The 26,141-nt window shown below is 46.6% G+C and carries 27 protein-coding genes; 17 read left to right on the top strand and 10 right to left on the bottom strand.

Annotated features, from left to right (window positions below; genetic code table 11):
• Positions 1 to 85: 85 nt before the first annotated feature.
• Positions 86 to 949, top strand: coding sequence for a DegV family protein (locus tag KNP67_RS08605; protein WP_029596408.1), 864 nt, complete (start codon positions 86 to 88; stop codon positions 947 to 949).
• 46 nt (positions 950 to 995) lie between these two features.
• Here the strand turns inward: KNP67_RS08605 and KNP67_RS08600 are convergent, their stop codons facing one another.
• Positions 996 to 1,547 (bottom strand): histidine phosphatase family protein, encoded by a 552-nt coding sequence (locus KNP67_RS08600; RefSeq protein ID WP_214756477.1) that lies wholly within the window; start codon positions 1,545 to 1,547, stop codon positions 996 to 998.
• 111 nt (positions 1,548 to 1,658) lie between these two features.
• Here KNP67_RS08600 and KNP67_RS08595 point away from each other — a divergent pair, with 111 nt between their 5' ends.
• A complete protein-coding gene (locus tag KNP67_RS08595; RefSeq protein ID WP_214756476.1) occupies positions 1,659 to 4,538 on the top strand; it encodes a DEAD/DEAH box helicase in 2,880 nt (959 codons plus the stop codon).
• Between the two features lie 20 nt (positions 4,539 to 4,558).
• Here KNP67_RS08595 and KNP67_RS08590 read toward each other — a convergent pair whose 3' ends face one another.
• The gene (locus tag KNP67_RS08590) at positions 4,559 to 4,972 is read right to left on the bottom strand and encodes a (deoxy)nucleoside triphosphate pyrophosphohydrolase (protein ID WP_214756475.1); all 414 of its coding nucleotides are present in this window, start codon (positions 4,970 to 4,972) and stop codon (positions 4,559 to 4,561) included.
• Positions 4,973 to 5,195: 223 nt separating this feature from the next.
• On the opposite strand from KNP67_RS08590, the gene mqo reads away from it, so the two are divergent.
• The 3 genes from mqo to KNP67_RS08575 all read left to right on the top strand — a co-directional run bounded on the left by mqo (position 5,196) and on the right by KNP67_RS08575 (position 8,008).
• Positions 5,196 to 6,695, top strand: coding sequence for a malate dehydrogenase (quinone) (mqo, locus tag KNP67_RS08585; RefSeq protein ID WP_214756474.1), 1,500 nt, complete (start codon positions 5,196 to 5,198; stop codon positions 6,693 to 6,695).
• Positions 6,696 to 6,811: 116 nt separating this feature from the next.
• Positions 6,812 to 7,300: a hypothetical protein gene (locus tag KNP67_RS08580; protein ID WP_214756473.1), complete on the top strand. Its 489-nt coding sequence runs from the start codon at positions 6,812 to 6,814 to the stop codon at positions 7,298 to 7,300.
• Between the two features lie 15 nt (positions 7,301 to 7,315).
• Positions 7,316 to 8,008, top strand: a complete 693-nt coding sequence (locus KNP67_RS08575; protein ID WP_214756472.1) for a hypothetical protein — start codon at positions 7,316 to 7,318, stop codon at positions 8,006 to 8,008.
• A gap of 30 nt (positions 8,009 to 8,038) precedes the next feature.
• Here the strand turns inward: KNP67_RS08575 and KNP67_RS08570 are convergent, their stop codons facing one another.
• The gene (locus KNP67_RS08570) at positions 8,039 to 8,563 is read right to left on the bottom strand and encodes a CarD family transcriptional regulator (protein ID WP_214756471.1); all 525 of its coding nucleotides are present in this window, start codon (positions 8,561 to 8,563) and stop codon (positions 8,039 to 8,041) included.
• Positions 8,564 to 8,669: 106 nt separating this feature from the next.
• The gene (locus KNP67_RS08565; RefSeq protein WP_131472028.1) at positions 8,670 to 9,098 is read right to left on the bottom strand and encodes a MarR family winged helix-turn-helix transcriptional regulator; all 429 of its coding nucleotides are present in this window, start codon (positions 9,096 to 9,098) and stop codon (positions 8,670 to 8,672) included.
• A gap of 135 nt (positions 9,099 to 9,233) precedes the next feature.
• Between KNP67_RS08565 and KNP67_RS08560 the strand changes: the two genes are divergently transcribed.
• The 4 genes from KNP67_RS08560 to KNP67_RS08545 all read left to right on the top strand — a co-directional run bounded on the left by KNP67_RS08560 (position 9,234) and on the right by KNP67_RS08545 (position 12,341).
• On the top strand, positions 9,234 to 9,980 hold the full coding sequence (locus tag KNP67_RS08560) for a hypothetical protein (RefSeq protein ID WP_214756470.1): 747 nt from the start codon (positions 9,234 to 9,236) through the stop codon (positions 9,978 to 9,980).
• Between the two features lie 114 nt (positions 9,981 to 10,094).
• The gene (locus KNP67_RS08555; protein WP_214756469.1) at positions 10,095 to 10,841 is read left to right on the top strand and encodes a methionine ABC transporter ATP-binding protein; all 747 of its coding nucleotides are present in this window, start codon (positions 10,095 to 10,097) and stop codon (positions 10,839 to 10,841) included.
• Positions 10,834 to 11,496 carry a methionine ABC transporter permease gene (locus KNP67_RS08550; RefSeq protein WP_029596402.1) on the top strand — a complete coding sequence of 221 codons (663 nt, stop codon included), beginning with the start codon at positions 10,834 to 10,836 and terminating at the stop codon, positions 11,494 to 11,496. Before KNP67_RS08555 ends, KNP67_RS08550 begins: the two co-directional genes overlap by 8 nt.
• A gap of 26 nt (positions 11,497 to 11,522) precedes the next feature.
• Positions 11,523 to 12,341, top strand: coding sequence for a MetQ/NlpA family ABC transporter substrate-binding protein (locus KNP67_RS08545; protein WP_214708255.1), 819 nt, complete (start codon positions 11,523 to 11,525; stop codon positions 12,339 to 12,341).
• 35 nt (positions 12,342 to 12,376) lie between these two features.
• On the opposite strand, the gene KNP67_RS08540 is transcribed toward KNP67_RS08545, so the two are convergent.
• Entirely contained in the window at positions 12,377 to 13,213 is an 837-nt protein-coding gene (locus KNP67_RS08540) for an aldo/keto reductase (RefSeq protein WP_131472018.1), read from the bottom strand.
• 142 nt (positions 13,214 to 13,355) lie between these two features.
• Here KNP67_RS08540 and KNP67_RS08535 point away from each other — a divergent pair, with 142 nt between their 5' ends.
• From KNP67_RS08535 to KNP67_RS08510, 6 genes are all read left to right on the top strand, one after another.
• Complete coding sequence (locus KNP67_RS08535; protein ID WP_211780193.1) at positions 13,356 to 13,616, top strand: hypothetical protein; 261 nt, start codon at positions 13,356 to 13,358, stop codon at positions 13,614 to 13,616.
• Positions 13,617 to 14,272: 656 nt separating this feature from the next.
• Positions 14,273 to 16,126, top strand: a complete 1,854-nt coding sequence (locus KNP67_RS08530) for a heavy metal translocating P-type ATPase (protein ID WP_214756468.1) — start codon at positions 14,273 to 14,275, stop codon at positions 16,124 to 16,126.
• Positions 16,127 to 16,318: 192 nt separating this feature from the next.
• Entirely contained in the window at positions 16,319 to 16,552 is a 234-nt protein-coding gene (locus KNP67_RS08525; RefSeq protein WP_029333960.1) for a heavy-metal-associated domain-containing protein, read from the top strand.
• 33 nt (positions 16,553 to 16,585) lie between these two features.
• Complete coding sequence (locus KNP67_RS08520; RefSeq protein ID WP_128123856.1) at positions 16,586 to 16,885, top strand: iron-sulfur cluster repair di-iron protein, ric; 300 nt, start codon at positions 16,586 to 16,588, stop codon at positions 16,883 to 16,885.
• 65 nt (positions 16,886 to 16,950) lie between these two features.
• Positions 16,951 to 17,184, top strand: coding sequence for a heavy-metal-associated domain-containing protein (locus KNP67_RS08515; RefSeq protein ID WP_026907428.1), 234 nt, complete (start codon positions 16,951 to 16,953; stop codon positions 17,182 to 17,184).
• Positions 17,185 to 17,248: 64 nt separating this feature from the next.
• Positions 17,249 to 17,956, top strand: a complete 708-nt coding sequence (locus KNP67_RS08510; RefSeq protein WP_029333958.1) for a Crp/Fnr family transcriptional regulator — start codon at positions 17,249 to 17,251, stop codon at positions 17,954 to 17,956.
• Positions 17,957 to 18,626: 670 nt separating this feature from the next.
• Here KNP67_RS08510 and ahpF read toward each other — a convergent pair.
• The 4 genes from ahpF to htpG form a co-directional block, all read right to left on the bottom strand.
• Positions 18,627 to 20,150 carry an alkyl hydroperoxide reductase subunit F gene (gene ahpF, locus KNP67_RS08505; protein WP_214712447.1) on the bottom strand — a complete coding sequence of 508 codons (1,524 nt, stop codon included), beginning with the start codon at positions 20,148 to 20,150 and terminating at the stop codon, positions 18,627 to 18,629.
• Between the two features lie 12 nt (positions 20,151 to 20,162).
• Positions 20,163 to 20,726 carry an alkyl hydroperoxide reductase subunit C gene (ahpC, locus tag KNP67_RS08500; RefSeq protein WP_021067918.1) on the bottom strand — a complete coding sequence of 188 codons (564 nt, stop codon included), beginning with the start codon at positions 20,724 to 20,726 and terminating at the stop codon, positions 20,163 to 20,165.
• Between the two features lie 330 nt (positions 20,727 to 21,056).
• Positions 21,057 to 21,854, bottom strand: a complete 798-nt coding sequence (locus KNP67_RS08495; RefSeq protein ID WP_131472006.1) for an SRA domain-containing endonuclease — start codon at positions 21,852 to 21,854, stop codon at positions 21,057 to 21,059.
• A gap of 96 nt (positions 21,855 to 21,950) precedes the next feature.
• On the bottom strand, positions 21,951 to 23,819 hold the full coding sequence (htpG, locus tag KNP67_RS08490) for a molecular chaperone HtpG (protein WP_214756466.1): 1,869 nt from the start codon (positions 23,817 to 23,819) through the stop codon (positions 21,951 to 21,953).
• Positions 23,820 to 24,098: 279 nt separating this feature from the next.
• Here htpG and gloA2 point away from each other — a divergent pair, with 279 nt between their 5' ends.
• Complete coding sequence (gene gloA2, locus KNP67_RS08485) at positions 24,099 to 24,479, top strand: SMU1112c/YaeR family gloxylase I-like metalloprotein (protein ID WP_214756465.1); 381 nt, start codon at positions 24,099 to 24,101, stop codon at positions 24,477 to 24,479.
• Positions 24,480 to 24,505: 26 nt separating this feature from the next.
• On the opposite strand, the gene KNP67_RS08480 is transcribed toward gloA2, so the two are convergent.
• Positions 24,506 to 25,132: a TetR/AcrR family transcriptional regulator gene (locus KNP67_RS08480; protein WP_138860184.1), complete on the bottom strand. Its 627-nt coding sequence runs from the start codon at positions 25,130 to 25,132 to the stop codon at positions 24,506 to 24,508.
• A gap of 122 nt (positions 25,133 to 25,254) precedes the next feature.
• Here KNP67_RS08480 and KNP67_RS08475 point away from each other — a divergent pair, with 122 nt between their 5' ends.
• Entirely contained in the window at positions 25,255 to 26,004 is a 750-nt protein-coding gene (locus tag KNP67_RS08475; RefSeq protein WP_214756464.1) for an SDR family NAD(P)-dependent oxidoreductase, read from the top strand.
• Positions 26,005 to 26,141 lie beyond the last annotated feature (137 nt).

The following is a 26,141-nucleotide window of genomic DNA, read 5'->3' as shown; positions in this document are numbered from 1 at the left end:
TGGAGAAGTCCTATCGTGACGTCTGAATCGACGTAGTGGTCTAGGACGATTCTCGTCATTTAAGGGCGATTATTTGGAGGGTACCATGATAAAATTACTAGCAGATTCAACTTGTGATTTATCCGATGAGATTTTAGCAAAATATGAGATTGGCGTCGCGCCGCTCATCATTACGATTGACAATAAATCGTACGAGGACCGTGTCGACATCCAGCCCGATGAGTTTTACGGAATGTTGGAAGCGCTACCGGAATTCCCGACGACGGGGATGCCGAGCCCGGCGACATTTATGAAGTTGATGGAAGAGGCCGTCGAGAGCGGACATGATGAGATTCTATGTATCTGTATGTCGAGCGGGACGAGCGGGTCGTATCAATCGGCCGTGCTCGGAAAAGAATACTTCGAAGAGGCGCATCCGGATTCGACGGTGAAGATTCATATCGTCGACTCACGTTCGATGAGCCACGGGAGCGGCTGGTTGTTAATGAAGAGCGCCCAGATGCGTGAAGCTGGGGCGACGTTCGAGGAGCTCGTAGATTTCAACGAGAAGTATAAGCTGAAAGTGAAGCACTTCTTGTCGGTCGACGACTTGGACCACTTGATTAAGAGCGGCCGCATCTCGAATGCGAGCGCCATCATCGGCAAGCTGTTGATGGTCAAGCCAATCATGAGCATGAAGAACGGCAAAGGGGCCATCGTCGCGAAAGAACGGGGAACGCGTAAAGTGCTCAAGCACTATACGGACGAGTTCATCAAACGTTGCGATAAGGACATCACCAATTTCGTCATCATCGGCTATACGTCAGATCAAAAGATTGCAGAGAACTTGAAGGCGAAGATTCAAGCCGAATCCGACTTCAAAGGTGAGATTTACCTCATGCAGATGGGCGTCTCGGTCGGGACGCACGTCGGCCTCGGAGCCATCTCAATGTTCTTCGTAGAGAAATAAAACGAAAGCCGTCTCATCTGCGAGACGGCTTTTTCTGTGGATAACGTTATCCACAGGTAGGGACGGACCAGACACGTTCCACGGACCAAGAGTTATCCACAATATCGAGGCGATAGACGTCGGGATTGCTGAGATTGCGCCACGTGTCGAAGTCATAGCGGTTATCCACATGTTGAAGAAGCAACGCGAGCAGGTTTCCGTGCGTCACGAGGACGGTCGTGCCGTTTATGTCGTCGAGAGGGTCGATGACGCTCAAAATCCGGTCCGTCGCATCTTGACCCGACTCGGCGCCCGGCAAACGGAACGAGGTGTCGGTGAACGAATGGCGGAGCAGTTCGAACCAATCGTCGCGCGGTTCAAGCGAGAGGATGCGTTCGCGCAACTTCGGATTCGTCTCGATGGTCAGCTGCTTGGATGTGGCGAGCGGTGCGATCGAGGCAGTAGCTCGCGTATAGTCGCTCGAGATGATGCGGTCGACGGGAATGTCTCGAAAGAAGTCAGCGAGGGCGAGTGCTTGTTGTTCGCCGGCTTCGGTGAGTGGGGCGTCCGGCTCTTGGCCAGTCGCCGAGCAATGACGGATGAGATAGAACGTAGACATGGAGTTCCTCCTTGATCATTTTTATGCAGAAGATAATAATGAAATATATGTAAAATAAAATACTGGTATTGAAATTATTTGAATTTAGTATAAATCATGTTGGAGGTACATATGACTCATTTTACAGAACAACTCAAAAATTCGTTAGAAAAGGGGTTCATTGATAAGCATCATCATCACGTGAGTCCATTTAAACCTGAGTTATTAATGAATGAAAAACATAAACGACAAGATGTACTCACTTCGCTTCTAGACGAACTAAAGGGATGCCAATCTTTCTTATTCTCTGTTGCGTTTATTACGGAAGCTGGCTTAGCTACGTTAAAATCTACGCTTTCCGACTTACATGACAAAGGTATCCGTGGAAAAATCATGACCTCAACGTACCAATACTTTAATCAACCTAAAGTCTTTAAAGAACTATTAAAACTGAAGAATGTAGATATTCGCATTTCAGAAGTTGAGGCATTCCACTCTAAGGGATACATTTTTCAACACGAAGAGTACTACTCATTAATTGTTGGAAGCTCTAATTTGACGTCTGGAGCGTTAAAGACAAATTACGAGTGGAATCTGAAGTTGACCTCTCACGAGAATGGAGAAATTGTCGGACACTTCCTCGATCAGTTTGAAGAAATGTGGAGTGTTTCAGTTCCATTGACACTTGAATGGATTTCAGCTTACGAACGTTCGTATCGTCCAGTCTTTGGAGAACGTGTAGCTGAGTTTCCAGACTCGTATGGAGTAAATCGATTAAAAGAAGCGTTACAAGTAGAACCTAATTCGATGCAACTAGCAGCTTTAAGTGGGATTGAGGCCGTTCGTGCGCATGGAAATACAAGAGCGCTCGTCGTATCAGCGACGGGCACGGGAAAAACATATTTAGCCGCTTTTGATGTTCGTCGCTATCGACCGAAGCGAATGCTATTCGTAGTGCATCGCGAACAGATTTTGCAAAAAGCAAAGAATGATTTTCATCGAGTCATTGGTGGTGATGAAAGTGATTTTGGTATCCTGTCAGGTTCGAGCCGAGCAATGGGGGCCAGGTATGTCTTTGCAACGATCCAAACAATTTCTAAACAAGAAACATTAGATCAGTTTGACCGAGACGCATTTGACTACGTATTGATTGATGAGAGTCACCGAGCAGGAGCGGTTACATATCAACGAATTATAGAACATTTCACACCACAATTTTTATTAGGAATGACAGCAACTCCTGAACGTTCAGATGGATATGATTTATTTAAGTTGTTTGATTACAACATTGCATATGAGATTCGGTTACAAGAAGCGCTTGAAGAGGACATGTTGTGTCCTTTCCACTATTTTGGAGTGACAGATCTTGAAGTGAGTGGAAATCAAGTTGAGTTTGATGTATTCACTCAGCTCGTGTCAGAGGAACGTGTAGAACGGATTATCGAGAAGATTGATTACTATGGTTTTTCTGGAGAGCGTTTATGTGGTTTGATGTTCTGTAGTTCAAAACGAGAAGCGAAACGACTTTCTGAGGAATTGAATCATCGAGGTTTTAGAACATGTGCTTTAACGGGAGATGATTCGCAAGAAAAGAGACGAGTTGAAGTGACTAATTTGGAAGAGGGTCGTCTAGATTACATTTTAACAGTTGATATATTCAACGAAGGTATTGATATTCCAAGCATTAATCAAGTCGTCATGTTGCGACAGACAGAATCAAGTATTATTTTTATTCAACAACTAGGACGGGGATTAAGAAAACACAGCTCAAAACAATACGTGACCGTTATCGATTTCATTGCTAACTACAAAAATAACTATTTGATTCCAATCGCTTTATCCGGAGACCGCTCTCAAAATAAAGATTCGATTCGGAGAAAAGTAATCGATCGTAGCTATATTTCTGGCACGTCGACCATTAATTTTGAGGCCATCGCAAAAGAGCGAATTTACGAATCGATTAATCAAGCAAAACTAACGGACTTAAAAGTGTTAAAAGAGGCTTATCACAATTTGAAAAACCGTTTAGGCCGACCTCCGATGCTAAGTGATTTTGTTGAACATTATTCAATGGATCCAATTGTTATTGGAACAAAGAAGGGTCATTACGGTGCCTTTTTGAATATAGTGGAGCCTGATCTCCCTGATCTTCCTTCCATTCATTCGAAAGTTCTGTTGATGGTGACCCAAGAGTTATTATCAGGAAAACGAGTACATGAGGCATTGTTAATGCAACTTCTGTTGGAGCAGGAAAGTTTGAACAAACAAGATTTTATTCATCGCTTGCGTGAGCAGGGCATACGAAGTGATAAAGCTACCATTCACTCTTTAGAAAACGTATTATCACTAAACTTCTTTAAAGATGCTGATCGATTGAAATATGGAGGACACGCCTTAATTTCTTGGGAAGGTGAGGTGTATAGATTCTCATCTCATATGCACTCTTTACTAAAAGATGAATGGTTCACTCAGCTGTTTAAAGATGTATTAACAGCTTCCTTAGCTAGAGGTCAACGATACGATCAAACAAAACCATTAACCCGACTTGAAAAGTACACGAGAAAAGATGCTTGCCGCCTATTAAATTGGGATAAAGAAGAACAATCGACGATATATGGCTACAAAATAAAACATCAAACTTGTCCGATTTTTGTCACATACCATAAGGGTGAAGACGTTGAAGCTAGCGTCAATTATGGAGACTCCTTTATTAATCCAGAAGTGTTTCATTGGTATACGAGAAGCAGAAGAACGACAAAATCGGAAGAAGTACGTAAAATCATTGAAGCACAGGAAAGAGAAATCGATATTCATCTCTTTGTGAAAAAGGATGATGATGAAGGCGGAGATTTCTACTATTTAGGTGAAGTCAAACCGGATCGCGAATCTGTTCAAGATACGACAATGCTGAATCAAGACGGACAGGAATTGTCTGTTGTTACGATGAACTTACTCCTCCAAGAACGTGTCGATCAGCAAATTTACGACTACTTACACGAACAAACGCATTAATAAAAGCCGAGACGTGATGGTTACACGTTCTCGGCTTTTATCGTTTGATTGATGACGTCGTTGACGGCAGGAATATCTGCTGGGGCCCACACAAGGGAATGTAAGTTATCGCGTTTTAACCAAATTAACGCATCGTGTTCTGTCGCGGTAGGCGTTCCTGATTTTAACTCAGCACGCAATGAAATCAATTGAATGATGAACGTTTCATATTCATGTACATGTTCATTAATCACTTCGTGCGCAGTGATTTCGCAAGCTAACTCTTCAGAAATCTCACGTTCAAGTGCTTCTTGCAAATTCTCACCGTCTTCAACTTTTCCACCAGGAAACTCCCACATGTTTGGAATCATCATATTTGTTGAGCGAAGGGCGCAGAGAATTTCTTGATTTTCATTTTCAATCACTGCTGCAACTACTTTTACTTTCTTTTTCATTATAGCTACCTCATTCTCTTAAGTATTGATTGTATTCATCATAACATCTCTAGTTCCGCGAGATGACTTCGTTAGAATCTCTAAAAGTTTTCCGTACTTAACCCTTATCAAACATCACAAAAGCGTTATAATCAATATAACAATTATAAACGGGGCGAGTCGGCGAATGGGGATTTACCGAATCGTCTCATACACAAATCCAGGGGAGAAGGATGGGGTTTTCATGAGCAGTGTTCAAAAGAGAACAGACGTCATTTTGATTGGTGCAGGCATCATGAGTGCGACGCTCGGGTCGCTCTTTAAAGAGCTCGTACCAGAGTGGGAAGTCAAAGTGTTTGAGAAGCTCGGAAGTGCAGGGGAAGAAAGTTCGAATGAATGGAACAATGCTGGGACGGGGCATGCCGCCCTCTGCGAGTTGAACTATACGACCGAGAAGCCGGATGGCACGCTCGACATCTCGAAAGCGATCAACGTGAACGAGCAGTTCCAAATCTCGCGTCAGTTTTGGGCGCATCTCGTCAACAAAGGCTTGATTCAAAATCCGGAAGCGTTCATCCGTTCGATTCCACATATGAGTATGGTCCAAGGCGAGAACGATGTCCGCTTCTTGAAGAAACGTTTGGAAGCGCTAACAAATAATCCGTTGTTTGAAGGGATGGTTTTGTCGGATGACCCGGAACAACTCCGTGACTGGATGCCGATTGTCATGGAAGGACGTTCCGTCGATGAGCCGATTGCGGCGACGAAAATCGATTCGGGTACCGACGTCAACTTCGGTGCGCTTACACGTATGCTGTTTGACCATTTGACCGGCCAAGGCGTCGAGGTCAACTACAAGCATAGCGTCGAGGACGTGAAACGGTTGGCGAACGGATTGTGGGAAGTGAAAGTGAAAGACATCGAGGCGAACACGATCGAGACGCACACGGCGCCGTTCCTGTTTATCGGCGGCGGTGGCGGCAGCCTACCGCTCCTTCAAAAGACAGGCATCCCGGAGTCGAAGCACATCGGCGGATTCCCGGTGAGCGGTCTGTTCCTCGTCTGTAAGAACCGTGATGTCATCGAACAGCACAACGCGAAAGTATATGGCAAAGCGAAAGTCGGCGCACCGCCGATGTCGGTGCCGCACCTCGACACGCGCTTCATCGAAGGGCGCAAAGAGTTGTTGTTCGGACCGTTCGCCGGCTTTACGCCGAAGTTCTTGAAGACGGGCTCAAACCTCGATCTCATCCAATCGGTCAAACCATACAACGTCGTGACGATGCTCGCGGCTGGGGCGAAAGAGATGCCGCTCACGAAATATTTGATTGAGCAGGTGCTCTTGTCGCACAACAAACGGATGGACGAGCTCCGCGAATTCATTCCGACCGCGAAGAATGAGGACTGGGAAATTGTCGTCGCCGGACAACGCGTCCAAGTCATCAAAGACACGCCAGACGGTAAAGGGACACTCCAGTTTGGAACGGAAGTCGTCAGCGCCGAAGATGGGTCGGTCGCAGCACTTCTCGGTGCGTCACCGGGCGCATCGACGGCCGTGCACGTCATGTTAAAAGTACTCGAGCAGTGCTTCCCAAGCCGGATGCCGGAATGGGAACCGAAAATCAAAGAGATGGTGCCGTCTTATGGCGTATCACTCTCCGATCACCCGGAACTGTTCAAGACGATTCACGAATCGACAGCGATGGCGCTCGGCCTGAAAGAGAAAGGCGTCGTCCACAATTAAGCGAGTACAAGCGAGGATATGTTCATATTCTCGCTTTTTCTTTGTGATTGTAAGACAATTAATCCATATATTGGTTAATAGTAAGTAGGGGTCTACATAAAAATAGGAGGTGCTACATGAATAAAATCATTCTTTCTGAATGGGAGCGTATGAAATACGGTGATTATGTCGACAAACTTCGAGAGTACCCGGACTGTTTCGAGTATTGTGTGGTTCCCAACTACGAAGACCATATGGAGATCGCACAGACGGAATGTATCCAGTTGGGCGATTGTTTCGCAGTCTTGATGAGGCGTGCGGATCACTATATCCTTGTTGCCATCCTGTTCGATGTCGAATGGGAAACGAGACAAGTGTTAGAATGGCTTGACCGCTGGGAAGTGCGTTGCATGAGACCGACAACAGAGACGCTTCTAATCTCACACGCGAATGATGTGATTGAACAAATCAAATTCAAAGACCATCCACTTCTCTTGATTGAAAAAGGATTGAAGACATTGCTTGTGGATCCCGAAGAGCTCGTTGATGTGGCGGATGTGTATGATCAGTATAAGAAAATCAATAACACAGGGCTCGCGGAAGATGTCATTGTCGAGAAGAAATGAGGAGGGGGATTAGTGATGCAGAAGAACATTGAGGAACTGGTTCAGTTAAAAGGGGAAGACTCCTATTTTAGACCATTTGTGGTGGAGTCTCCGGATTCAAAAGGGAATGTGTTTATCGTCGGCATCAACCCAGCCACACCTATGGAAGTGACAGACTTCGAAGATACTAACGAATATATCGACCTGATTTATAATCGAAGTCAATTCATGGAACGGATGCAGAAGCTTCGAATCCGAGACGGAAAATCACGACTCTCTAAGACGCGGGTCGGTTTGAACGCATTCGTGAAAGATTTGGAAGCCAAATCTAGTGGAGTGATTAACGTGGTTGAAACGAACATGAATGCATTGCCTACAAAATCTGCAAAATGCTTGTCTTTACCAAAAAACAAACAAGCAGCAGTATACGGTGCACAAATCTTCAAAAAGGTTTTCTTCCACTACAAACCTAGCGTAGTGATTGTCCACAGCAAGCAAGCACTTGGCGAATTGATGGCGTTATTGGAAACAGAAAAGCTGAACCCCTCTGTAACCTTCAATCCTAAAGTACGATTGGTGGATTGGATTTCAGCCGGGCCAATCACTTTCACATATGAAGATGGAACAAGCGGAACGATTTTCTGCTCCAAGCACTTTATGTACCACGGACATGCGGGACAAAGCTTCCAGCCGCTGAAAGAACAGGTGCTGGCCGTCTTTAAACAATAAAAAAAGACCTCTTCGCACGGAAGGGGCCAATCAAGTAGTGGCGACAGGTTCTTCGCTCAAATAAGCAGCAATTTGTTGATCGATAATTTCTTCCGATAATTCAAGCGCGAGCGAAAGTTCTTTCACGAGGATCGTTTTAGCGTTCTCTAGAATCTTACGGTCCTGTTCATATAACTTTTTGTTCAACAAGAGAGCTTCGCTTTGGCGGCGAGCAAGCGTGTTGATGACTTGAGCGATGTCGTGACGGTTACCCGAGTGCACGACGTTCAAGAATTCGCGATTGCGGTTGTTCGGATGGGGATTCCATTCGACACCCGGCGAGCGGAACGATTCGAGGATCTCTTTTGCTTCTTTCGCTTCAAGGAGCGTCAACATCATCACTTTATCACTATCGACGGGGATACTGATTTGCAACTTCTGTGCGTTATTGATGGGATGGAGCGTGTAGTACGACTTCGTCTCACCCGCGACCGTCATGTCGGAAATGTCGTCAATGCGGCAAACTCCGTGGGTCGAATAGATGATTAAATCACCAGTTTTGAACAAATCGATCACCTCTTCCTTTCATCAAGTATAGTAGTTCATGACACGAAATGTCAACTCGGTTGACATTTGAGGTGAGATATGACACAAAAAAATCTCTCCCAATCGTTAGGAGAGATTACAAATTCCAGTCGGCTTTCAACAACATTTTCAGTTGTCGGAATGCGTCGTCACCGAGTGATTCGGCTATTTTTTGTTCGAGTTCGGCTTTCAGTGCCTCGTTCTGTTCGTAGCAACGGACTCCGAGCTCGGTCAGCTCGATACATTTATCTTTTCGACTCGTCGGATGATCGGTCACCGTGACGAGGTCTTTGGCTTTCAAGTTCTTGATGAGCTTATGGATCGCTTGGCGGGAGATGTGGACGTTGCGTGTCACTTCGGCAATGGTCGGCTTCGTCTTATAGATGCGGGCGAGCACGTACCATTCGGAGTTGGAGATGTAGATGTCATGTTGCTCGTTCCAAGCCCGTTCGCTGATGCGACGGATTTGGTCGTGACGCTCGCTTAGGAGATCGAGAAGTCGTGTCGTCGGTTCTGTTGGAGTCAAATTGGTCACTCCTATTCGTTTTTGTCGTTCCTAACTATACAAAAGCCGATGTGTCGCGTCAATGCGCAAACGAGATCGTCATCCTCCAATAAGATTTACTGATTTAGGGAACAGAAAAACAGAGGAGGGACTTTCATGCCGACACGTACTGACTTGTTTCAACGCTATAAACAACATATTCTCGAACTGCCCGACCTGGAGGAAGCGACACTGAAGAGTGAACCGTTCTTACTCGAGGAGGACCCGAACAAGCAACTCACGATTTACTATGCACCGTTCGAATACGTTAACGCGCAGGCCAAAGTCGTCATAGCAGGGATTACGCCAGGACTGTATCAAATGCGGCAATCATTCGAGGCCATCCGCGATTTGGCGGACGCGCCCGACGAGGAAGCGCTCCGAGCCGTCAAACAACGGGGCAGTTTCTCGGGACCGATCCGCAAGAACTTGGTGACGATGCTCGACGACTTGGAGTTGCATCACCACCTCGGTCTCCCGACGACGCTCGACTTATTTGGCGAGGCGAACCATCTTGTGCAGAATACGGCGGTGCTACCGTATCCCGTCTTCTATAAAGGGAAGAACTACAACGGGTCGAGTCCAGACATGTTGAAGACGGACTTGTTCCGGTCTTATGTCGAAGGCAGCTTCGCCGACGAGATGGCCGTCCTCGAGGACGCACTCATCTTGCCGATGGGCATCAACGTCCGTCGGGCCGTCGAGACGCTCGTCGACAAGGGCATCATCGCGCCAGAACGCGTCGTGAGCGGATTTCCCCATCCATCAGGGGGGAACGGCCATCGGCATCGCATCTTTGCCGAAAATCGTGAATCGATGCGGCGCCATATCGCTGACCATTTCAAACAGCACCCGTTAAAGTGAACCGCCCCGTGCGGTTCTTTTTTTGTGAAGCACCTCACCTGACAAATTTGCTTTAGTTCGCTAAAATGGGGTACGAGGTTGACCCAGTTTTCCCATAAGAGAAAGGAACCGTCTATGATCACGTTAACGAATGTCAGCAAACAGTTCGGCCGCGACGCAGCCGTCCGTGACGTCTCGCTTCAGATCGAGCGGGGCGAGGTCTACGGCATCATCGGCGCGAGCGGGGCCGGCAAGTCGACGCTGCTCCGGTTGATGAACCTGCTCGAGACACCGGATACAGGGCAAGTCACGGTCGATGGGGACGAATTGACGAGCTTATCGAGTCGACAGCTACGCGAGAAGCGCCACGTCATCGGCATGATTTTCCAACAGTTTAATCTCGTCGCGAACAAGACCGTCTATGACAATGTGGCCGCTTCACTGAAGCTGGCTGGCCGGCCGCGCTCGACGCATGAGGCCCGGGTGCTCGAGTGCCTTCGTTTCGTCGGGCTCGAGTCGTTCAAAGATAAATACCCGGCACAGTTGAGCGGCGGGCAGAAACAGCGCGTCGCCATCGCGCGGGCGCTCGCGAACGAACCGCACGTCTTGTTATGTGATGAGCCGACGTCGTCGCTCGACCCGAATACGACGGCTGAAGTGCTCGGCGTGTTAAAGTCGATTAACGAGCGGCTCGGCGTCACCATCGTCATCGTGACACATGAGATGGACGTCATCAAACAAGTGTGCGACCGCGTGACCGTCATGACGGACGGTTCGGTGTATGAGACGATTGATGTCATTCCGAGTGGGGTCGCAGACATCGATGACAATCCGTCCTGGTTCGTCGATCAACTGAAGAAGGCAGGTGAACCACATGCCTGAGGTGCTCCTGCAATATCAGACCGAGATTTGGCAATCGATCGGCGAGACGTTCATCATGGTCGGCGTCTCGATTCTCGCGGCCGTCCTCCTCGGCCTGCCGCTCGGGACGTGGCTCTATTTGTCACGAAAAGGGCAACTGCTCGAAAATCGGGCCGTCTTCTCCGTGCTCAACTTGATCGTCAATATCGTCCGCTCGTTCCCGTTCCTGTTACTCGTCGTGTTTTTGATTCCATTTACGCGGCTCATCATTGGAACGGCCATCGGGACGGCGGCGGCAACCGTGCCGCTCGCCATCATCGCCATCGCCCATTACTCACGACTCGTCGAGCAGTCACTCCTTGACGTACCGCGTGGCGTCGTCGAGGCGGCCGTGTCGATGGGGGCGTCCATCAAAGACGTCATCTTCAAGTTCTTGTACGTCGAGGCTCGTTCCGGTCTCGTCCTCGGGCTTACGACGTCAATCATTAGCTTCATCTCGTACTCGACCATCATGGGGGTGGTCGGGGGCGGTGGCATCGGCGACTTTGCCATCCGCTACGGCTATCAACAGTTCAAGACGGAGCTGATGATGTACATGATTTTGATCATGCTCGTCTTCGTCCAGATGATTCAGTTCACCGGTACGACGGTGGCTCGGCTCATCGACAAACGCTAATTACCTAAAGAAAGAAGGAGAACTTTATGAAAAAATTATTGGCGCTTTTCGCCTCACTCACACTCGTCCTCGCGGCGTGTGGGAACGATTCCGAAACGAACACGACGGAAGCCCCGTCAAACGAGCCGCAGACGCTCAAAGTCGCATCGCTCATCCCACCGATGACGGATATGCTTGAAATCGCGAAAGAGCAACTCGCAGAAGACAACATCGAGCTCGAAATCGTCGTCCTCGGTGACAACGTCCAACCGAACACAGCGCTCGCAGCAAAAGAAGTCGACGCGAACTTCTTCCAACACGTCCCGTACATGGAAGAGTTCAACCGCAGCAATGACGCTAACCTCGTCCCAATCGAACCGATTTACTTCGCCAACTACGGTGTCTACTCGAAAGAGTATGACAACATGAACGACATCCCGGAAGGCGCGACAATCGCCATCGCGAACGACGTGTCGAACATCGACCGCTCGCTCTCATTGCTCGCGCAACACGATGTGATTAAGCTCGGTGAGAAGAACGGGTCGTATTACACGCAAGCCGATATCACAGAAAACCCGAAGAACCTCAAGTTCGAGGAAGTCGATTTGCTCATGCTCGCGCGTGCGTACGATGACGTCGATGCGGTCCTCATGACGCCGGCCTATGCGGCGCCACTCGGCTTGACGCCGAAGAGCGATGCCCTCTTGACGGAAGGTGTCGAGAACGACTTCGCCATCACACTCGTGGCCCGTGAAGACAACAAAGACGAAGAAGCCATCCAGAAACTCGGCGAAGCACTCACAAGTGACGAAGTCCGTGCGTTCTTGGAAGAAAATTACGAAGAAACGGCGATTCCGGCGTTTTAACGAGAAAAGATTGAGCCCAGACGGCTCAATCTTTTTTAGTATTCCTCGTATTCTCTCGGGTCTTGATTATCGATGCGGCCGTCTTGCTTCGTCAGGGCGTTGAGCGTCTCCATCTCGTCCTCGGTCAATTCGAAGTTGAAGACGTCGAGGTTCTCTTTTTGGTGCAACTCGCTCGACGAACGAGGGAGCGGGATGACACCGAGTTGGACGTGCCAACGCAGAATGACTTGGGACACGGTCTTGCCTTTTTGTCTTGCTAGTTCCGCGATCGTCTCGTCATGCGTGACAGTCCGGGCTCGGCTCAACGGACTCCATGCCTCAGTGATGATGCCGCGCTCTTTGTCAGCTTGACGCTGTTCTACTTGGGAGAAGTATGGGTGGAGCTCGATTTGGTTGATGACCGGTGTCTCACCCGTCTCCTCAATCAAACGGTCGAGGTGCTCAGGCATAAAGTTCGAGACGCCGATGGAGCGGATCCACCCGTTCTCTTTCGCTTGGATGAGTGCGCGCCACGCCTCCACGTATTTGTCTTGTTTCGGGTTCGGCCAATGTAACAGGAACAAGTCCCAATAGTCGAGGTTCGCCCGGTAGAGCGACTCACGAATCATCTCGAGCGCATCGTCGTAGTCGAAGTATTGGGCGCGAAGCTTCGACGTCAAAAACAGTTGCTCGCGCGGGATGCCGGATTGCCGGACGGCTTCGCCGACCGTTCCTTCATTGTCATAGCGAATTGCCGAATCGATGAGACGATAGCCGTTGCGGATAGCGCTCGTGATGGCGTCGACGCCCGGTTCACCTCGTAAATAAACGGTGCCGAGCCCGATTGCCGGAATCTCGTAGCCGTCATGTAGTTTGATGGTTGGGATGTTCATGAAATGCCTCCTCATTCAAAATCCGTTCTCTTGTCCGATATTCCACTTTCCCGGGGAATCAAACGTTTGAATCGGTCGGAGTTAATTAAAATGGAGTTGCCTATTTTCCTGTTTTTGGGGTAATTGGCATGAGGTGATGGGGATGAAGTGGTGGTGGATGTTCGGGATATTGGCCATTGGAGGAATGATGTTCGTCAATGAGGCTTGGTATGGAAACTCGGCGGCGTTTGGAACGGCGACCAGTATGATTATCGTGGCGTTGATTGGCCTAAAGAGTTTAGAAAACCGATATCGGATAAGAATGGGAGTCATCTTTTCATTATTGATTGCTGAAGCGATTTACTTTGGGTTGCCGAGTTATTCAGTCGCCGAGGCGGAACATACTTTGAAACATTCACACTGATACGGAACAAAGCCCGAAAACACGCTATCTTACGCGCTTTTGATTTTGAGTTGGTGTTTGTTTGGTGTTTAAAGATAATAAACGAAAATTAATGATGAAATACAAAACGGCCCTTTTTACACTTTCTGTTAGTGTTTGGATGAGCACCATTTTTTTATTATAGCTTGGAGGGTTTCGTTAAATAGTTGAGTTATTCACACATTCGCGACAAAATGTTAAACAAAACTACCTGTTTAGGTGATTAGGATGATAGCTGTTTGTTAAACAAACTATTTGAGCCTATGGCGGATATTCCAAAAAAAAACGGTAACTGGATCATGTTGTTCCATAATCTTCATTAGCTTTTGTTTAGTAATTGGAGCAAATTCTGAGTAACGCCAATGGATAATGTGAAAGAGTACACTTAAACTAACTACTTTTCTAAAGCCTGCTGAATAAAGAATGTACAATATAATGAATTTTTGTGATTGTATGTCGATGTTCGATAATATATAAGAGTTATTCCGTAAAACAGTTGGTTTTGTTTTGCTGTTCTTTTATAATTTTTCACTTTTACAATAGAACTTGATTCGAATCAATTTTTATTTCATAGAAACATCCTAGACTAGAGTCATCAACAAGGAATACAAATGAAAATGAAATTGGAGGGAATCAACATGCAAAGATATATATTAAGTAAAAAGAATTCCATTACACTGATCAGTGCAATTTTGATTGCACTTGCATTCTTCGGACGATTTTCCTTAGACAACATGGCCATTTTCAATTGGTCGCTCATCATTGCATCCATTCTTGGTGTGGCGCCGATTGCAATCCAAGCCTATCAGGCATTAAAAGTAAAAGTTGTCAGTATTGATGTTTTAGTTACCATTGCAGTTATTGGAGCAGTATTGATTCAAAATTATGAGGAATCAGCCATCGTTACTTTCTTATTCTTATTTGGTTCTTACTTGGAGCAGCGTACCTTGAACAAAACACGTTCTGCCATTAAAGAATTAACAGAGCTGGCACCAGAAAGTGCTTTAAAGCAAATGGAAAACGGAGAATTTGAAGAAGTAGATGTCGATGATGTAGACGAAGGTGATATTTTATTAGTTAAAACGGGTGCAAAAGTTCCGCTAGATGGAACAGTGTTAACTGGTGAAGGTCACATTAATGAAGCAAGTATTACTGGAGAATCTCTACCTGTAAGTAAAAAGGTTGATTCTGAAGTATTTGCAGGATCTATCTTAGAAAATGGAACGATCCAAATTCGAGCTGATCGTGTTGGAGAAGATACAACATTTGGTAGAATTATCGAATTAGTGGAAGAGGCACAGGATTCCAAATCAGAAGCAGAACGTTTCATTGACCGATTCTCAAAATACTATACACCAGCTGTGTTAGTCCTTGGTTTTATTGTTTGGTTTTTCTCAAAAGATATTGAACTAGCTATCACGATTCTTGTTTTAGGATGTCCAGGTGCATTAGTTATCGGGGTTCCTGTATCCAACGTTGCCGGTATCGGAAACGGTGCACGTAATGGTGTCCTCTTAAAAGGTAGTGAAGTTATCAATGACTTTAGCAGAGTAGATACTATCGTTTTTGATAAAACAGGAACATTGACAGTAGGAAACCCTGAAGTTGCCGAAAAAGAATTTTACGGAAAAAATACTGAAGAGGTTCTAGGATATTTAGCAAGTGTGGAGCGTGAATCGGACCACCCACTAGCGAAAGCTGTCCTACAGGATATTGGCGAGATAACTTTCTCTACTGTTGAAGAAACCGAAGTCGTTAAAGGTGGCGGAATTGTAGCAAAAATAGGTGTTCATCGTATAGCCGTTGGTAACGTAGCTTTAATGGAAAAGAAAAATGTGAAATTAAGCGAAAAAGCTAAAAAAGACGTCGAACGCTTTGAGAAAAATGGGAATTCTCTTGTGTTAACTGCGGTCGACGGAGAATTAAACGTTCTGATGGGTATTCGGGATCAAATCCGCCCAGGTGTTAAAAAAGATCTTCAAAAACTGAAAAAACTAGGGGTCAAAAACCTTGTCGTTCTTTCTGGGGACAACCAAGGAACCGTAGATTTAGTTGCTCGAGAACTTGGGTTAACAGAAGCACATGGTCATATGCTACCGGAAGGAAAATCTGCTTATATCGAAAAAATGCAAGCAGAAGGCGGGATCATTGCCTTTGTCGGTGACGGAGTGAATGATAGTCCTTCACTAGCCTTAGCAGATATCGGAATTGCCATGGGAAGTGGAACAGATGTTGCAATTGAAACATCCGATGTTGTTTTAATGAATTCTGACTTTAGTCGTTTACCACACGCATTAGGCTTAACAAAATCAACTTCAAGAAACATGAAACAGAACATTACCATAGCAGTTGGTGTGGTATTAGTCTTACTTGCCAGCCTACTATTTGGTGAATGGATGAATATGTCAATCGGGATGTTGGTTCACGAAGCAAGTATCTTAGTAGTCATTTTGAATGGTATGAGATTGCTTCGATACCGTTTGAGAGAATAATTTTAATAGAAAGCAGTCTTGATGAATGATAAAGGGGAAGTATTCAGGTAGGAAGAACAAAATACTCCCCTACTTTTTCTTAAAACTTGATTTGCATCAAATTCATTTCGTTGAACCTGAACTATACTTAAATTGTAAAGAAGAAGAGGGAAAACAAAAAAATAAAAGATAAGATGAAAGGAGAAATAATTCATGCAAAAAGCAGTTATTCAATTAGAAACATTATCTTGTCCATCTTGTATGCAAAAGATTGAAAATGCGGTGAAAGGATTAAACGGGGTTAATCACGATAGCTTAAAAGTATTATTTAATGCCAGTAAAGTAAAAGTAGATTTTGATTCAGAAACGATCACCATTAACGATATCGAAAAAGCCATTGAAGACTTAGGATATCCAGTCGTCAAATCAAAAGTAAAATCGGCCTAAGACCAAAAAACCACAAGAAAGAGGGAACGAATAATGTCTGAACAGACATTTAACGAAGTAATAACAAACCATTTTGAAAAGCTGGATTTATACACCACTGCAATTACACGGGCCCATGGTAAGAATCACCCAGAAGCCTTTGAAGTACGTGAATTGTTTGAAACAATTAGTGGAAAAGTAAAAGACGCAGGTACGAACAAACCTGACTTAGATGCTGAATTTGCTCAATTACGAAAAATCACAGACAACTACACCATTCCTGGAGATGTATGTGAAACGTATGGAGGCACATTCGAGATGTTATCAGAAGTAGATAAAGCATATCAGGCTTAAAGTAACTCAAAAACAAAAGAATAGATTGGTTTACGGTCGTTAAAAAATGAAGGGGGAAATGATTTATGCAAAAAGCAACGATTCAATTAGAAACCTTATCTTGCCCATCTTGTCTCCAAAAGATTGAAAATGCGGTGAAAGGAATAAACGGTGTGAATCAAGATAGCTTGAAAGTAATGTTCAATGCAAGTAAAGTAAAAGTAGATTTTGATTCAGAAGCAGTCGCTATTAACGATATCGAAAAGGCAATTGAAGACTTAGGATATCCTGTTGTCAAATCAAAGGTAAAACCTGCTTAATCGAGTGAATAGAAAGGAAGCCTAGGATGCCCTCTTAGGCTTTTTATAAAAGGAAGAGGTTATTTTGGAACAAAACCAATGTTGTCATCACCAACATGGACATGCAGAATGTATTCGTATTGTCCCCATTTTCAACCATTTGGAAGACTCACAAATGGATTTGATTGCGGAATCTGCCAAGACACTTCATCTTAAAAAAGGGGAAATGTTATTCCGTGCAGATGAGGAAGATGATACCTTATATATTATCAATTCAGGTAAGGCTCGGATTTACCGCTTATCGGATTCTGGAAAAGAACAACTTGTTCGCATTTTAAATCCTGGTGATTTTACAGGTGAAGTCGCCATTTTCCAACCTGGAAGTATTCATGAGAATTATGCGGAAGCACTACAAAATACATCTATTTGTTTAATTAAACGAGGTGATTTACAGAAGTATTTGGTGGAATATCCGCAGATCTCATTAAAAATACTGTCAGAAGTAACGATGCGTTTAAAGGATTCTGAAAAACAAACCACACAAGTAGCGATTGAAAATGTAGAAACCCGCATTATATCCTTTTTAGCTGAGAATATTGAAAAGGGAAGTGGCAATAGTCCAACGATTATCTTACCAATGTCCAAAAAGGATTTAGCCTCGTATCTTGGTACCACACCAGAAACAATCAGCCGTAAATTTACTACTCTAGAAGAACTTGGATTGATTAAACAGTTACCGAAAAAGAAAATTAAAATAATGGATTTAGATCAATTGTTACTTCATACTAAATAAATATAAGCAGAGTAGCGTGCCATCATTAACGTGTTAAGTTTAATAGTACAAAACATAAAATAACAAACATTTTAGCAATCCAATTAGCATATAAAATGGATTGCTAATTTTTGTTGATTTAACAATGTTTATCTACAAAAAGAAAGAGAAATGGCTACTTATTTGGCACTTAATTTTATAATTCATCCCATAAAATATCACCTCCATACAAATTAGTTTCCCCCATTTGTTGGAAAATATTATAGTGTGCTGCAAACGGGTACACGAGGCAATTTCGAGTGTGCTGTAAGGTTAGAAAAATCCTTGCAGTACATTTTTTATAGAAAAGTGTACTTTAAGAGAAATAGTTGGTGTTTATCCGGTGTTTTAATTTGCAAAAAGGGTCCAAACGAAAATGTACAATACACAATCAGATTGCAACAAAACCCCATTTCATGCGGGTTTGAGGCACGTTCTTAAACAATACGAAACTACTTTTTACGGTTTGAAAAAGAGAACACAAGAACGTGACATATGTGAATGATCTCGGTGTATCGGACAGGGGATGGAACCCATTTCGACCGAATCGCGTCTACTTGTTTGAAATCGATTCTGGAGACAAAATCTTGTTTCTACCAGACTCGGGAGAAATTATAAAAACGCGTCCTCCAATATGAGGACGCGTTTCCTATTAGTTGCGAATCATATAATCGAAAGCACCGAGTGCGGCAGTCGCACCAGATCCCATCGAGATGATGATTTGTTTGTAGGCGCTGTTCGTGCAGTCGCCTGCTGCGAACACGCCTGGGATGTTCGTCGCACCGTGACGGTCGACGACGATCTCACCGAAGTTGTTGCGTTCGACCGAGTCGAGCCAGTCCGTGTTCGGGACGAGTCCGATTTGGACGAAGACACCTTCGAGTTCGACGTGATGCGTCTCGTTCGTCTCACGAGACAAGTACGAGATGCCGTTCACTTTGTCCGTACCCGTGATTTCTGTCGTCTGTGCGTTCGTGACGACGGTCACGTTCGGGAGGCTGTGGAGACGGTCTTGAAGCACTTGGTCGGCTTTGAGTTCAGAAGCGAACTCGAGCACCGTCACGTGTTTAACAATCCCAGCGAGGTCGATCGCTGCTTCAATTCCAGAGTTGCCGCCACCGATGACTGCGACGCGCTTGCCTTCGAAGAGAGGGCCGTCACAGTGCGGGCAGTAGGCCACACCTTTGTTTTTGAACTCAGCTTCACCTGGGACGTTGACGTTACGCCAGCGTGCACCAGTCGACAGGATGACGCTCTTACTCTTCAAGACGGCACCATTCTCAAGTTCGACTTCGACGAGGTCAGTTTTCTCAAGACGCTTCGCGCGTTGGAGATTCATGACGTCGATGCCGTATTCTTTCACGTGCTCTTCCAAGCTCGCGACGAGTTTCGGGCCTTCCGTGTAAGATGTGCCGATGAAGTTCTCAATCCCCATCGTGTCCATCACTTGACCACCAAAGCGTTCCGCGACGATGCCGGTCCGGATGCCTTTACGAGCCGCGTAAACCGCTGCGCTCGCACCAGCTGGGCCGCCACCGATGACGAGGACGTCATACGGGTCTTTGTTGTCAAACGCCGAAGCGTCAGGACCAGTTCCGAGTTTCGCCAAAATCTCTTCAAGTGACATGCGTCCGTTGCCGAACGCCTCACCGTTCAAGAAGACGGTCGGGACAGCCATGATCTCTTTCGCTTCCACTTCTGCCTTGAACGCGCCACCGTCGATCATCGTGTGTGAGATGTTCGGGTTGAGGACGCTCATGACGTTGAGTGCCTGGACGACGTCCGGGCAGTTGTGGCAACTGAGGCTGATATACGATTCGAAGTGGTACGTGCCTTGAATGTTTTGAATCTGTTTGATCGCATCCGCGTCCACTTTCGGCGCCCGGCCGCTCACTTGGAGCAACGCGAGGACGAGTGACGTGAACTCGTGACCGAGCGGGATTCCTGCGAAGACAATCCCTGTCTCTTCAGACGGGCGGTTCACGCTAAAGCTTGGTGTGCGTTCGAGTGTGACATTCTCGACCGAAATGCGTGACGACATGCTCGCGAGTTCGTTCACGAGGTCGAGCATCTCTTTTGAGACCGCGTCGTCTCCAGCGCTGACACGGAGGACGACATCGCCCTCCATGAGCTGGAGATATTGGTCCAACTGTTGTTTAATATCTGCTTCTAACATGAAATCCGCTCCTTACAACTTGCCGACGAGGTCGAGGCTCGGGCGAAGTGTTGCAGATCCTTCTTCCCATTTCGCCGGGCAAACTTCGCCTGGGTTGTTGCGGACGTATTGTGCCGCTTTGACTTTGTTAACGAGTGTGCTCGCGTCACGGCCGATGCCGCCTGCGTTGATTTCAACTGTTTGGATGACGCCGTCTGGGTCGATGATGAACGTACCACGGTCAGCAAGGCCATCTTCTTCGTTCAAGACGTCGAAGTTACGTGAGATTGTGTGTGATGGGTCACCAATCATGATGTACTCGATTTTACCGATTTTCTCAGACGTTTCGTGCCATGCTTTGTGCGTGAAGTGTGTGTCAGTCGATACTGAGTAGACTTCGACGCCGAGGTTTTTAAGTGTCGCGTATTCGTTTTGAAGGTCTTCAAGTTCAGTCGGGCAGACGAATGTGAAGTCAGCTGGGTAGAAGCAAACGACGCTCCATTGACCTTTGAAGTCGTTGTCCGATACTTCGAGGAATTCACCTGTTTGGAATGCTTGTGCTTTGAAAGGTAAGATTTCTTTGCCGATTAATGACATGGGATATGTCCTCCTTGGTTTTTTACTCTAGTGGGATTCTATCTCTACTAGAATAATTATAATGTAATACTAACTTCATATAACCCGCCAAAAATGTCAAGGCGTTTGCATGGTTGGTAAAAAGTTGATATATCAACGGTAAATGGATAATACGCATGGTAAAAGGGAAGAAAACGGTTACAAAATAAATGTGAGTTTTTTTCAATAACCTATGCAAAAAAAATAAAACCTTACTCATAGACATAGATTTGCTGAAGAAATGAACACATGATTCTCGTAATAAATCGTCATATTATCAATTACAAATAAAAAACCTCAATCTAAAGCAGATTAAGGTTGTTGAATCTTATTGATGATATGTTGATTAAATCCTACTCTGTCTATACCTTTATGCAGGCGAGCGTGACAGTTCGGACAAACTGCTACAACCTGGTCCGGTTGCGACAAGCCGTCATCGGATTCTTTGTAGAGCGAGTGGGGCTCGAGATAAGGTCCGTTTTCCGTTTCAAACGGAGCTGGTTGCCCACAAGCTTCGCAACAGTTATTGGCACGAGCCAGCACATAATAATGAAGCGCTGCTGTTTGTTCGCGAACTTGTAACTTTCGAGCGGACATACTTAAACCAGTTGCTCGTTTTGGGTCGCGAGATGCAATTTCCTCTAACTCTTCAATTGATTTATAGCGCATCGTCGATGAGAACTGATGGGCTTCTTCCTGAATTACATGCAGTGGTTCAAACGCAAAGACGATCACTTCTCGTTGATTGTGATATTTATCAATTCCAAATTGAATATCGAATCCAATTAAAATGAGTTGATCGACAAAGCGATAAGTCCCTCGTCCGAGTGATTCAAATAAATAAACGTCTTCACCATTTTCTACATGGTTAAGGAGCGCTTTATTTCCGAAAGAAAACGATTGATTCCCTTCCTGTCCTTCTCCGCTGTAATAGTAGAGACCGTCATCTTCATTCCAGCCATTTTTATAGCCAAACTCTTTGTCCATTCCACTATCGAATATAAAGATGAGTTTATGTTTGTTTGGGGTACTAATCCCTCGTTGTCGACTTCCACCATAACGATCGTGAAGTTCAGAGCGTTTATACAACTTATTTTTTTCGAACAGCATATGACACCTCATTCCCAAGAATTTCTTCTACGTTAAATTGTATCACGTCTCCATACGAATAAATGAAAAAGACAGAGGTCGCCCTCTGCCTTTCCATTATTCAGCCATCAACGCACACACCGCATTCGAATAGGCGACCGGGTCTTCAATCGGTAGCCCTTCGATAAGGAGCGCTTGCTGATAGAGCAAATCGGTATACTGTTTCGCTTTCGCTTCATCTTCCTTGTAGATGCGCTGTAACGTCTGGAAGATGGCGTGGTCGGCGTTCACTTCAAGCACTTTTTCCGCTTTCATGCCGCCGCCGTTCGGCATCGTGTTCAAAATCTTCTCCATCTCGATCGAGACGTCGCCGGCGACCGTCAAGCAGACCGGATGTGACTTGAGGCGTGTCGAGGCGCGCACTTCTTTAACACGGTCGCCCAGTTCTTGTTTCATGAAGGCGAACAAGTCCTTGTTGTCCTCGTTAAGAGAATGGGCCGCCTCGTCATCGAGCCCGAGGTCACCGCTCGCGATCGACTTGAACTCTTTGTCGTCATACGACTGGAGCATCTTGATGGCGAACTCGTCGATTTCTTCGGTGAAATAGAGAATCTCGAACCCTTCTTCTTTCAAGCGTTCCGCCTGCGGCAACAGTTCGATCCGATGAATCGATTCACCCGTCGCGTAATAGATGTACTTCTGGTCGTCTTTCATGCGTTCGACGTATTCTTTAAGCGTGACGAGCTTGTTCTCGTTCGACGAGTGGAACAGGAGCAAGTCTTTCAACTCGTCCTTGGCGGCACCGAACTGGTCGTAGACGCCGAACTTGAGCTGACGGCCGAACGACTCGAAGAACTTCTCGTAGTCTTCGCGCTCGTTTTGGAGCATCTTCTCGAGCATGCCTTTGATTTTCGACTTAACGTTCTTGGCGATGACGCGGAGCTGTCGGTCCTGCTGTAGCATCTCCCGGGAAATGTTGAGCGACAGGTCTTCCGAGTCGACCATCCCTTTGACGAAACCGAAATAGTCCGGGAGCAGGTCAGGCGACTTCTCCATGATCAAGACGCCGTTCGAGTACAGCTCGAGTCCTTTCTCGAACTCTTTCGTGTAATAGTCGAACGGGACCGTCGATGGGATGTAGAGAATCGACTGATACCGGATGGAACCGTCGACGTTCAAGTGGAGGTGTTTGAGCGGCTCGTCGAAGCCGTAGCGTTTCTCGTGATAGAACGCCTTGTAGTCCTCCTCCGAGAGCTCGCTCTTCCGTTTGCGCCAAATCGGCACCATGCTGTTGACCGTCTCTTCTTCGACGTAATCCTCGTACTCGTCCGAGTCTTCTTTTTGACGGTGCTTCGTCACGTCGAGCTTAATCGGATAGCGGATGAAGTCCGAATGCTTCTTGATGAGCGAACGGATCTCGTACTCTTCGAGGAACGATGAGTACGTCTCGTCGTCCGTGTCAGCTTTCACGTGCAACGTGATCTCAGTCCCGATATCGGTCTTATCCGTCGGCTCGATCGTGTAACCGTCTGTGCCTTCCGACTCCCACAAGTAGCCTTGTTCACTGTCGACCGAGCGGGTGCGGACCGTCACACGGTCGGCGACCATGAACGCCGAGTAGAAACCGACCCCGAACTGGCCGATGAGGCTGTGGTCTTCTTCCATCTTCGTCGCCTGCTTCATCGCGAGCGAGCCGCTCTTGGCGATAATCCCGAGGTTCGACTCGAGCTCGTCGGCCGTCATCCCGATTCCGGTGTCGCGGATGGTGATCGTGCGGGCATCTTTATCGAGCTCGATTTTAATGAAGTAGTCGTCCTTGTTGAAGTCGATTGCCTCATCCGACAGGGCCCGGTAATACATCTTGTCGATGGCGTCACTCGCGTTCGAGATGAGCTCACGGAGGAAGATGTCCTTATGCGTATAGATTGAGTGGACCATCAACTCTAAAATTCGTTTCGATTCGGCTTGAAACTGTTTCTTTGTCATGATCGTTCTCCTTTTTGTTTTTTCATTTTTGGCACTCTAGATATAGGAGTGCTAACACTATTGATTATCCTAATTTTTAGGAAGATGTCAACCCGGTACAAACAAAAGATTGACGCGGGGCTCGGATTCGCCTATAGTTGAGTACATGCGATGAGCTGGTCTATGTAAGACGGCGGACATTCCTTCGGGAGCACGTTGTGGAGCGTGGTTCGACGCGGTAGACTTTTCGAGAGCACCTCTAGTGAGAGGTGCTCATTTTTTTGTATATGGGGGATTATGATGCAACTACATACCATCCATCACGTGGCGATTATCGCCTCAAATTATGACGAGGCGAAACGGTTCTACATCGATATCCTCGGTTTCGACGTCATCCGCGAGCATCATCGTCTGGACAAAGGCGACCACAAGATCGACCTGCGGCTCGGCGCGTACGAGCTCGAGCTGTTCATCAAACCGGATAGCCCGAAACGGCCGAGCTTCCCGGAGGCGTGCGGATTGCGTCATCTCGCCTTTAAAGTCGACGATATCGAGGCGGTCGTCGCCGAACTGAATACGCACGGTGTCACGACGGAACCGATTCGGTATGACACGTTCACGGGCGAGAAGATGACCTTCTTCTTCGACCCGGACGGTCTGCCGCTCGAACTGCACGAATAAAGCCCCTTCACGCGAAGGGGCTTTTGTTATGAGCGCACATACGACAAGAGCATCTCTCGCAACACCCGTTGTTGGATGTGCGGTTCGATATCGTCCTCTAAATAACTGATGTGAGACTTCAAAATGATATTGTTGCCGAACGTCCCGAACGCGTTGATGATGGTGACGACGGTCGTTTTCACATCGATGTCGCCTCGAAGCGAGCCGTCCGTCTTCCCATGCTCAATGAGCGGTTCGAGCGTCTCCATGATCTCGCGCTGTAGTCCGATGTAGTTATCGATTCCGGGAAGGGGACTTACGACGAACGAGGCATAACTCTCGAACGCCTCACGGAAGCGAGAGTGACTCGTCCGTTTCATTTGTTGGTCGAGCAAGTAGTCAATGATCGCCTCGAGTCGCGAGTACGCATCTCCCGTCCGGCTCGTCAATTCCTTGAACGCGTCGAGCGTCGGTGCCAAGTTACGGACAGCCGCTGCGACAATCAATTGATCTTTTTTCGGGAAATAGCGAAACAGTGTCGCGACCCCGATTTCGGCGGCATCAGCGATATCCTGCATTTGGACGCGCTCGAATCCGTCTTTCAGAAACAGGGTTTCAGCCTGACTGATGATGCGATTTAATCGTTCTTCTTTGTTTTGTTGACGTTTACTCATATCATCACCTCTTTGTTCTCTTGTCATTATAACGCTTTGAAGCAGTTTCGTTGAGAATCGAATGTGCATCGACTACTATTATGATAGTTAGACTATCATAATTTAAGATTGGAGCTGGAACAATGCGGTTAACGGGGAAAGTAGCGGTCATTACGGGGGCAGGCAGCGGTATGGGTGAAGAAACGGCCAAACTGTTCGCACGCGAAGGAGCGACGGTTGTCGCGACAGACATCAATGTAGACGCGGTGACACGTGTCGTCGAAACGATCCGGGCGAACGGAGGAGAGGCGCTCACGCTTCAGCACGACGTCACTTCGCGCAGTGATTGGGAGAGAATTTATGATGAAGTGCAATCGGTGTGCGGGAAGCTCGATATTCTCGTCAACAATGCGGGCATCGCGCTTGCAAAACCGTTCTTGGAACAGACCGAGGACGACTGGTCACGGACGTATCGAATCAATATCGATGGCGTCATGCTCGGGACGCAGTATGCCATCCCGCTCATGGAGCAAAATGGCGGCGGTTCAATCGTCAACATCTCGTCAATCTCGGCGCTCACCGGTATGGCCGGGGCAGGTGCCTATACGGCTTCAAAAGGGGCCGTTCGCTCACTTACGAAGGCTGCGGCCGTCGATTACGGGAAGCACAATATTCGCGTCAACTCGGTCCATCCGGGCTATATCGTGACGCCGATGAGCGCGCCGCACATGGAGCACCCGGACTATAAACAGCATTTCCTGAATCAAATCGCTTTGCCGAATCTCGGTCGGGCTGAAGAAGTGGCGACGGCCGTCCTCTTCCTCGCGTCGGATGAAGCAAATCACATCACGGGAATCGAACTTCCGGTCGATGGGGGCGTCACAGCAAAATAAGCTATACCACTCGTTCAGGTCGGAGGAATTTTCCTCTGACCTTTTTTTAAATTATTTTTCGAAAAAACCATATTAGAGATAGACAAATCGAGAGTTTCCTAAAATAATGAAATGAAGTGATTTTTTGTAGTTAATTG

This window comes from Exiguobacterium sp. s157, assembly GCF_018618205.1.
In the GTDB taxonomy this organism is placed as follows: Bacteria; Bacillota; Bacilli; order Exiguobacteriales; family Exiguobacteriaceae; genus Exiguobacterium; species Exiguobacterium chiriqhucha.
The sequence above is the reverse complement of the archived record's forward strand: the minus strand, read 5'-3'. Positions and strand labels throughout refer to the sequence as shown.

Coding starts and splice junctions, on each gene's coding strand:
- KNP67_RS08605 (WP_029596408.1), top strand. CDS start 86: ATGATAAAATTACTAGCAGATTCAACTTGTGATTTATCCGATGAGATT.
- KNP67_RS08600 (WP_214756477.1), bottom strand. CDS start 1,547: ATGTCTACGTTCTATCTCATCCGTCATTGCTCGGCGACTGGCCAAGAG.
- KNP67_RS08595 (WP_214756476.1), top strand. CDS start 1,659: ATGACTCATTTTACAGAACAACTCAAAAATTCGTTAGAAAAGGGGTTC.
- KNP67_RS08590 (WP_214756475.1), bottom strand. CDS start 4,972: ATGAAAAAGAAAGTAAAAGTAGTTGCAGCAGTGATTGAAAATGAAAAT.
- mqo (WP_214756474.1), top strand. CDS start 5,196: ATGAGCAGTGTTCAAAAGAGAACAGACGTCATTTTGATTGGTGCAGGC.
- KNP67_RS08580 (WP_214756473.1), top strand. CDS start 6,812: ATGAATAAAATCATTCTTTCTGAATGGGAGCGTATGAAATACGGTGAT.
- KNP67_RS08575 (WP_214756472.1), top strand. CDS start 7,316: ATGCAGAAGAACATTGAGGAACTGGTTCAGTTAAAAGGGGAAGACTCC.
- KNP67_RS08560 (WP_214756470.1), top strand. CDS start 9,234: ATGCCGACACGTACTGACTTGTTTCAACGCTATAAACAACATATTCTC.
- KNP67_RS08555 (WP_214756469.1), top strand. CDS start 10,095: ATGATCACGTTAACGAATGTCAGCAAACAGTTCGGCCGCGACGCAGCC.
- KNP67_RS08550 (WP_029596402.1), top strand. CDS start 10,834: ATGCCTGAGGTGCTCCTGCAATATCAGACCGAGATTTGGCAATCGATC.
- KNP67_RS08545 (WP_214708255.1), top strand. CDS start 11,523: ATGAAAAAATTATTGGCGCTTTTCGCCTCACTCACACTCGTCCTCGCG.
- KNP67_RS08540 (WP_131472018.1), bottom strand. CDS start 13,213: ATGAACATCCCAACCATCAAACTACATGACGGCTACGAGATTCCGGCA.
- KNP67_RS08535 (WP_211780193.1), top strand. CDS start 13,356: ATGAAGTGGTGGTGGATGTTCGGGATATTGGCCATTGGAGGAATGATG.
- KNP67_RS08530 (WP_214756468.1), top strand. CDS start 14,273: ATGCAAAGATATATATTAAGTAAAAAGAATTCCATTACACTGATCAGT.
- KNP67_RS08525 (WP_029333960.1), top strand. CDS start 16,319: ATGCAAAAAGCAGTTATTCAATTAGAAACATTATCTTGTCCATCTTGT.
- KNP67_RS08520 (WP_128123856.1), top strand. CDS start 16,586: ATGTCTGAACAGACATTTAACGAAGTAATAACAAACCATTTTGAAAAG.
- KNP67_RS08515 (WP_026907428.1), top strand. CDS start 16,951: ATGCAAAAAGCAACGATTCAATTAGAAACCTTATCTTGCCCATCTTGT.
- ahpF (WP_214712447.1), bottom strand. CDS start 20,150: ATGTTAGAAGCAGATATTAAACAACAGTTGGACCAATATCTCCAGCTC.
- ahpC (WP_021067918.1), bottom strand. CDS start 20,726: ATGTCATTAATCGGCAAAGAAATCTTACCTTTCAAAGCACAAGCATTC.
- KNP67_RS08495 (WP_131472006.1), bottom strand. CDS start 21,854: ATGCTGTTCGAAAAAAATAAGTTGTATAAACGCTCTGAACTTCACGAT.
- htpG (WP_214756466.1), bottom strand. CDS start 23,819: ATGACAAAGAAACAGTTTCAAGCCGAATCGAAACGAATTTTAGAGTTG.
- gloA2 (WP_214756465.1), top strand. CDS start 24,099: ATGCAACTACATACCATCCATCACGTGGCGATTATCGCCTCAAATTAT.
- KNP67_RS08480 (WP_138860184.1), bottom strand. CDS start 25,132: ATGAGTAAACGTCAACAAAACAAAGAAGAACGATTAAATCGCATCATC.
- KNP67_RS08475 (WP_214756464.1), top strand. CDS start 25,255: ATGCGGTTAACGGGGAAAGTAGCGGTCATTACGGGGGCAGGCAGCGGT.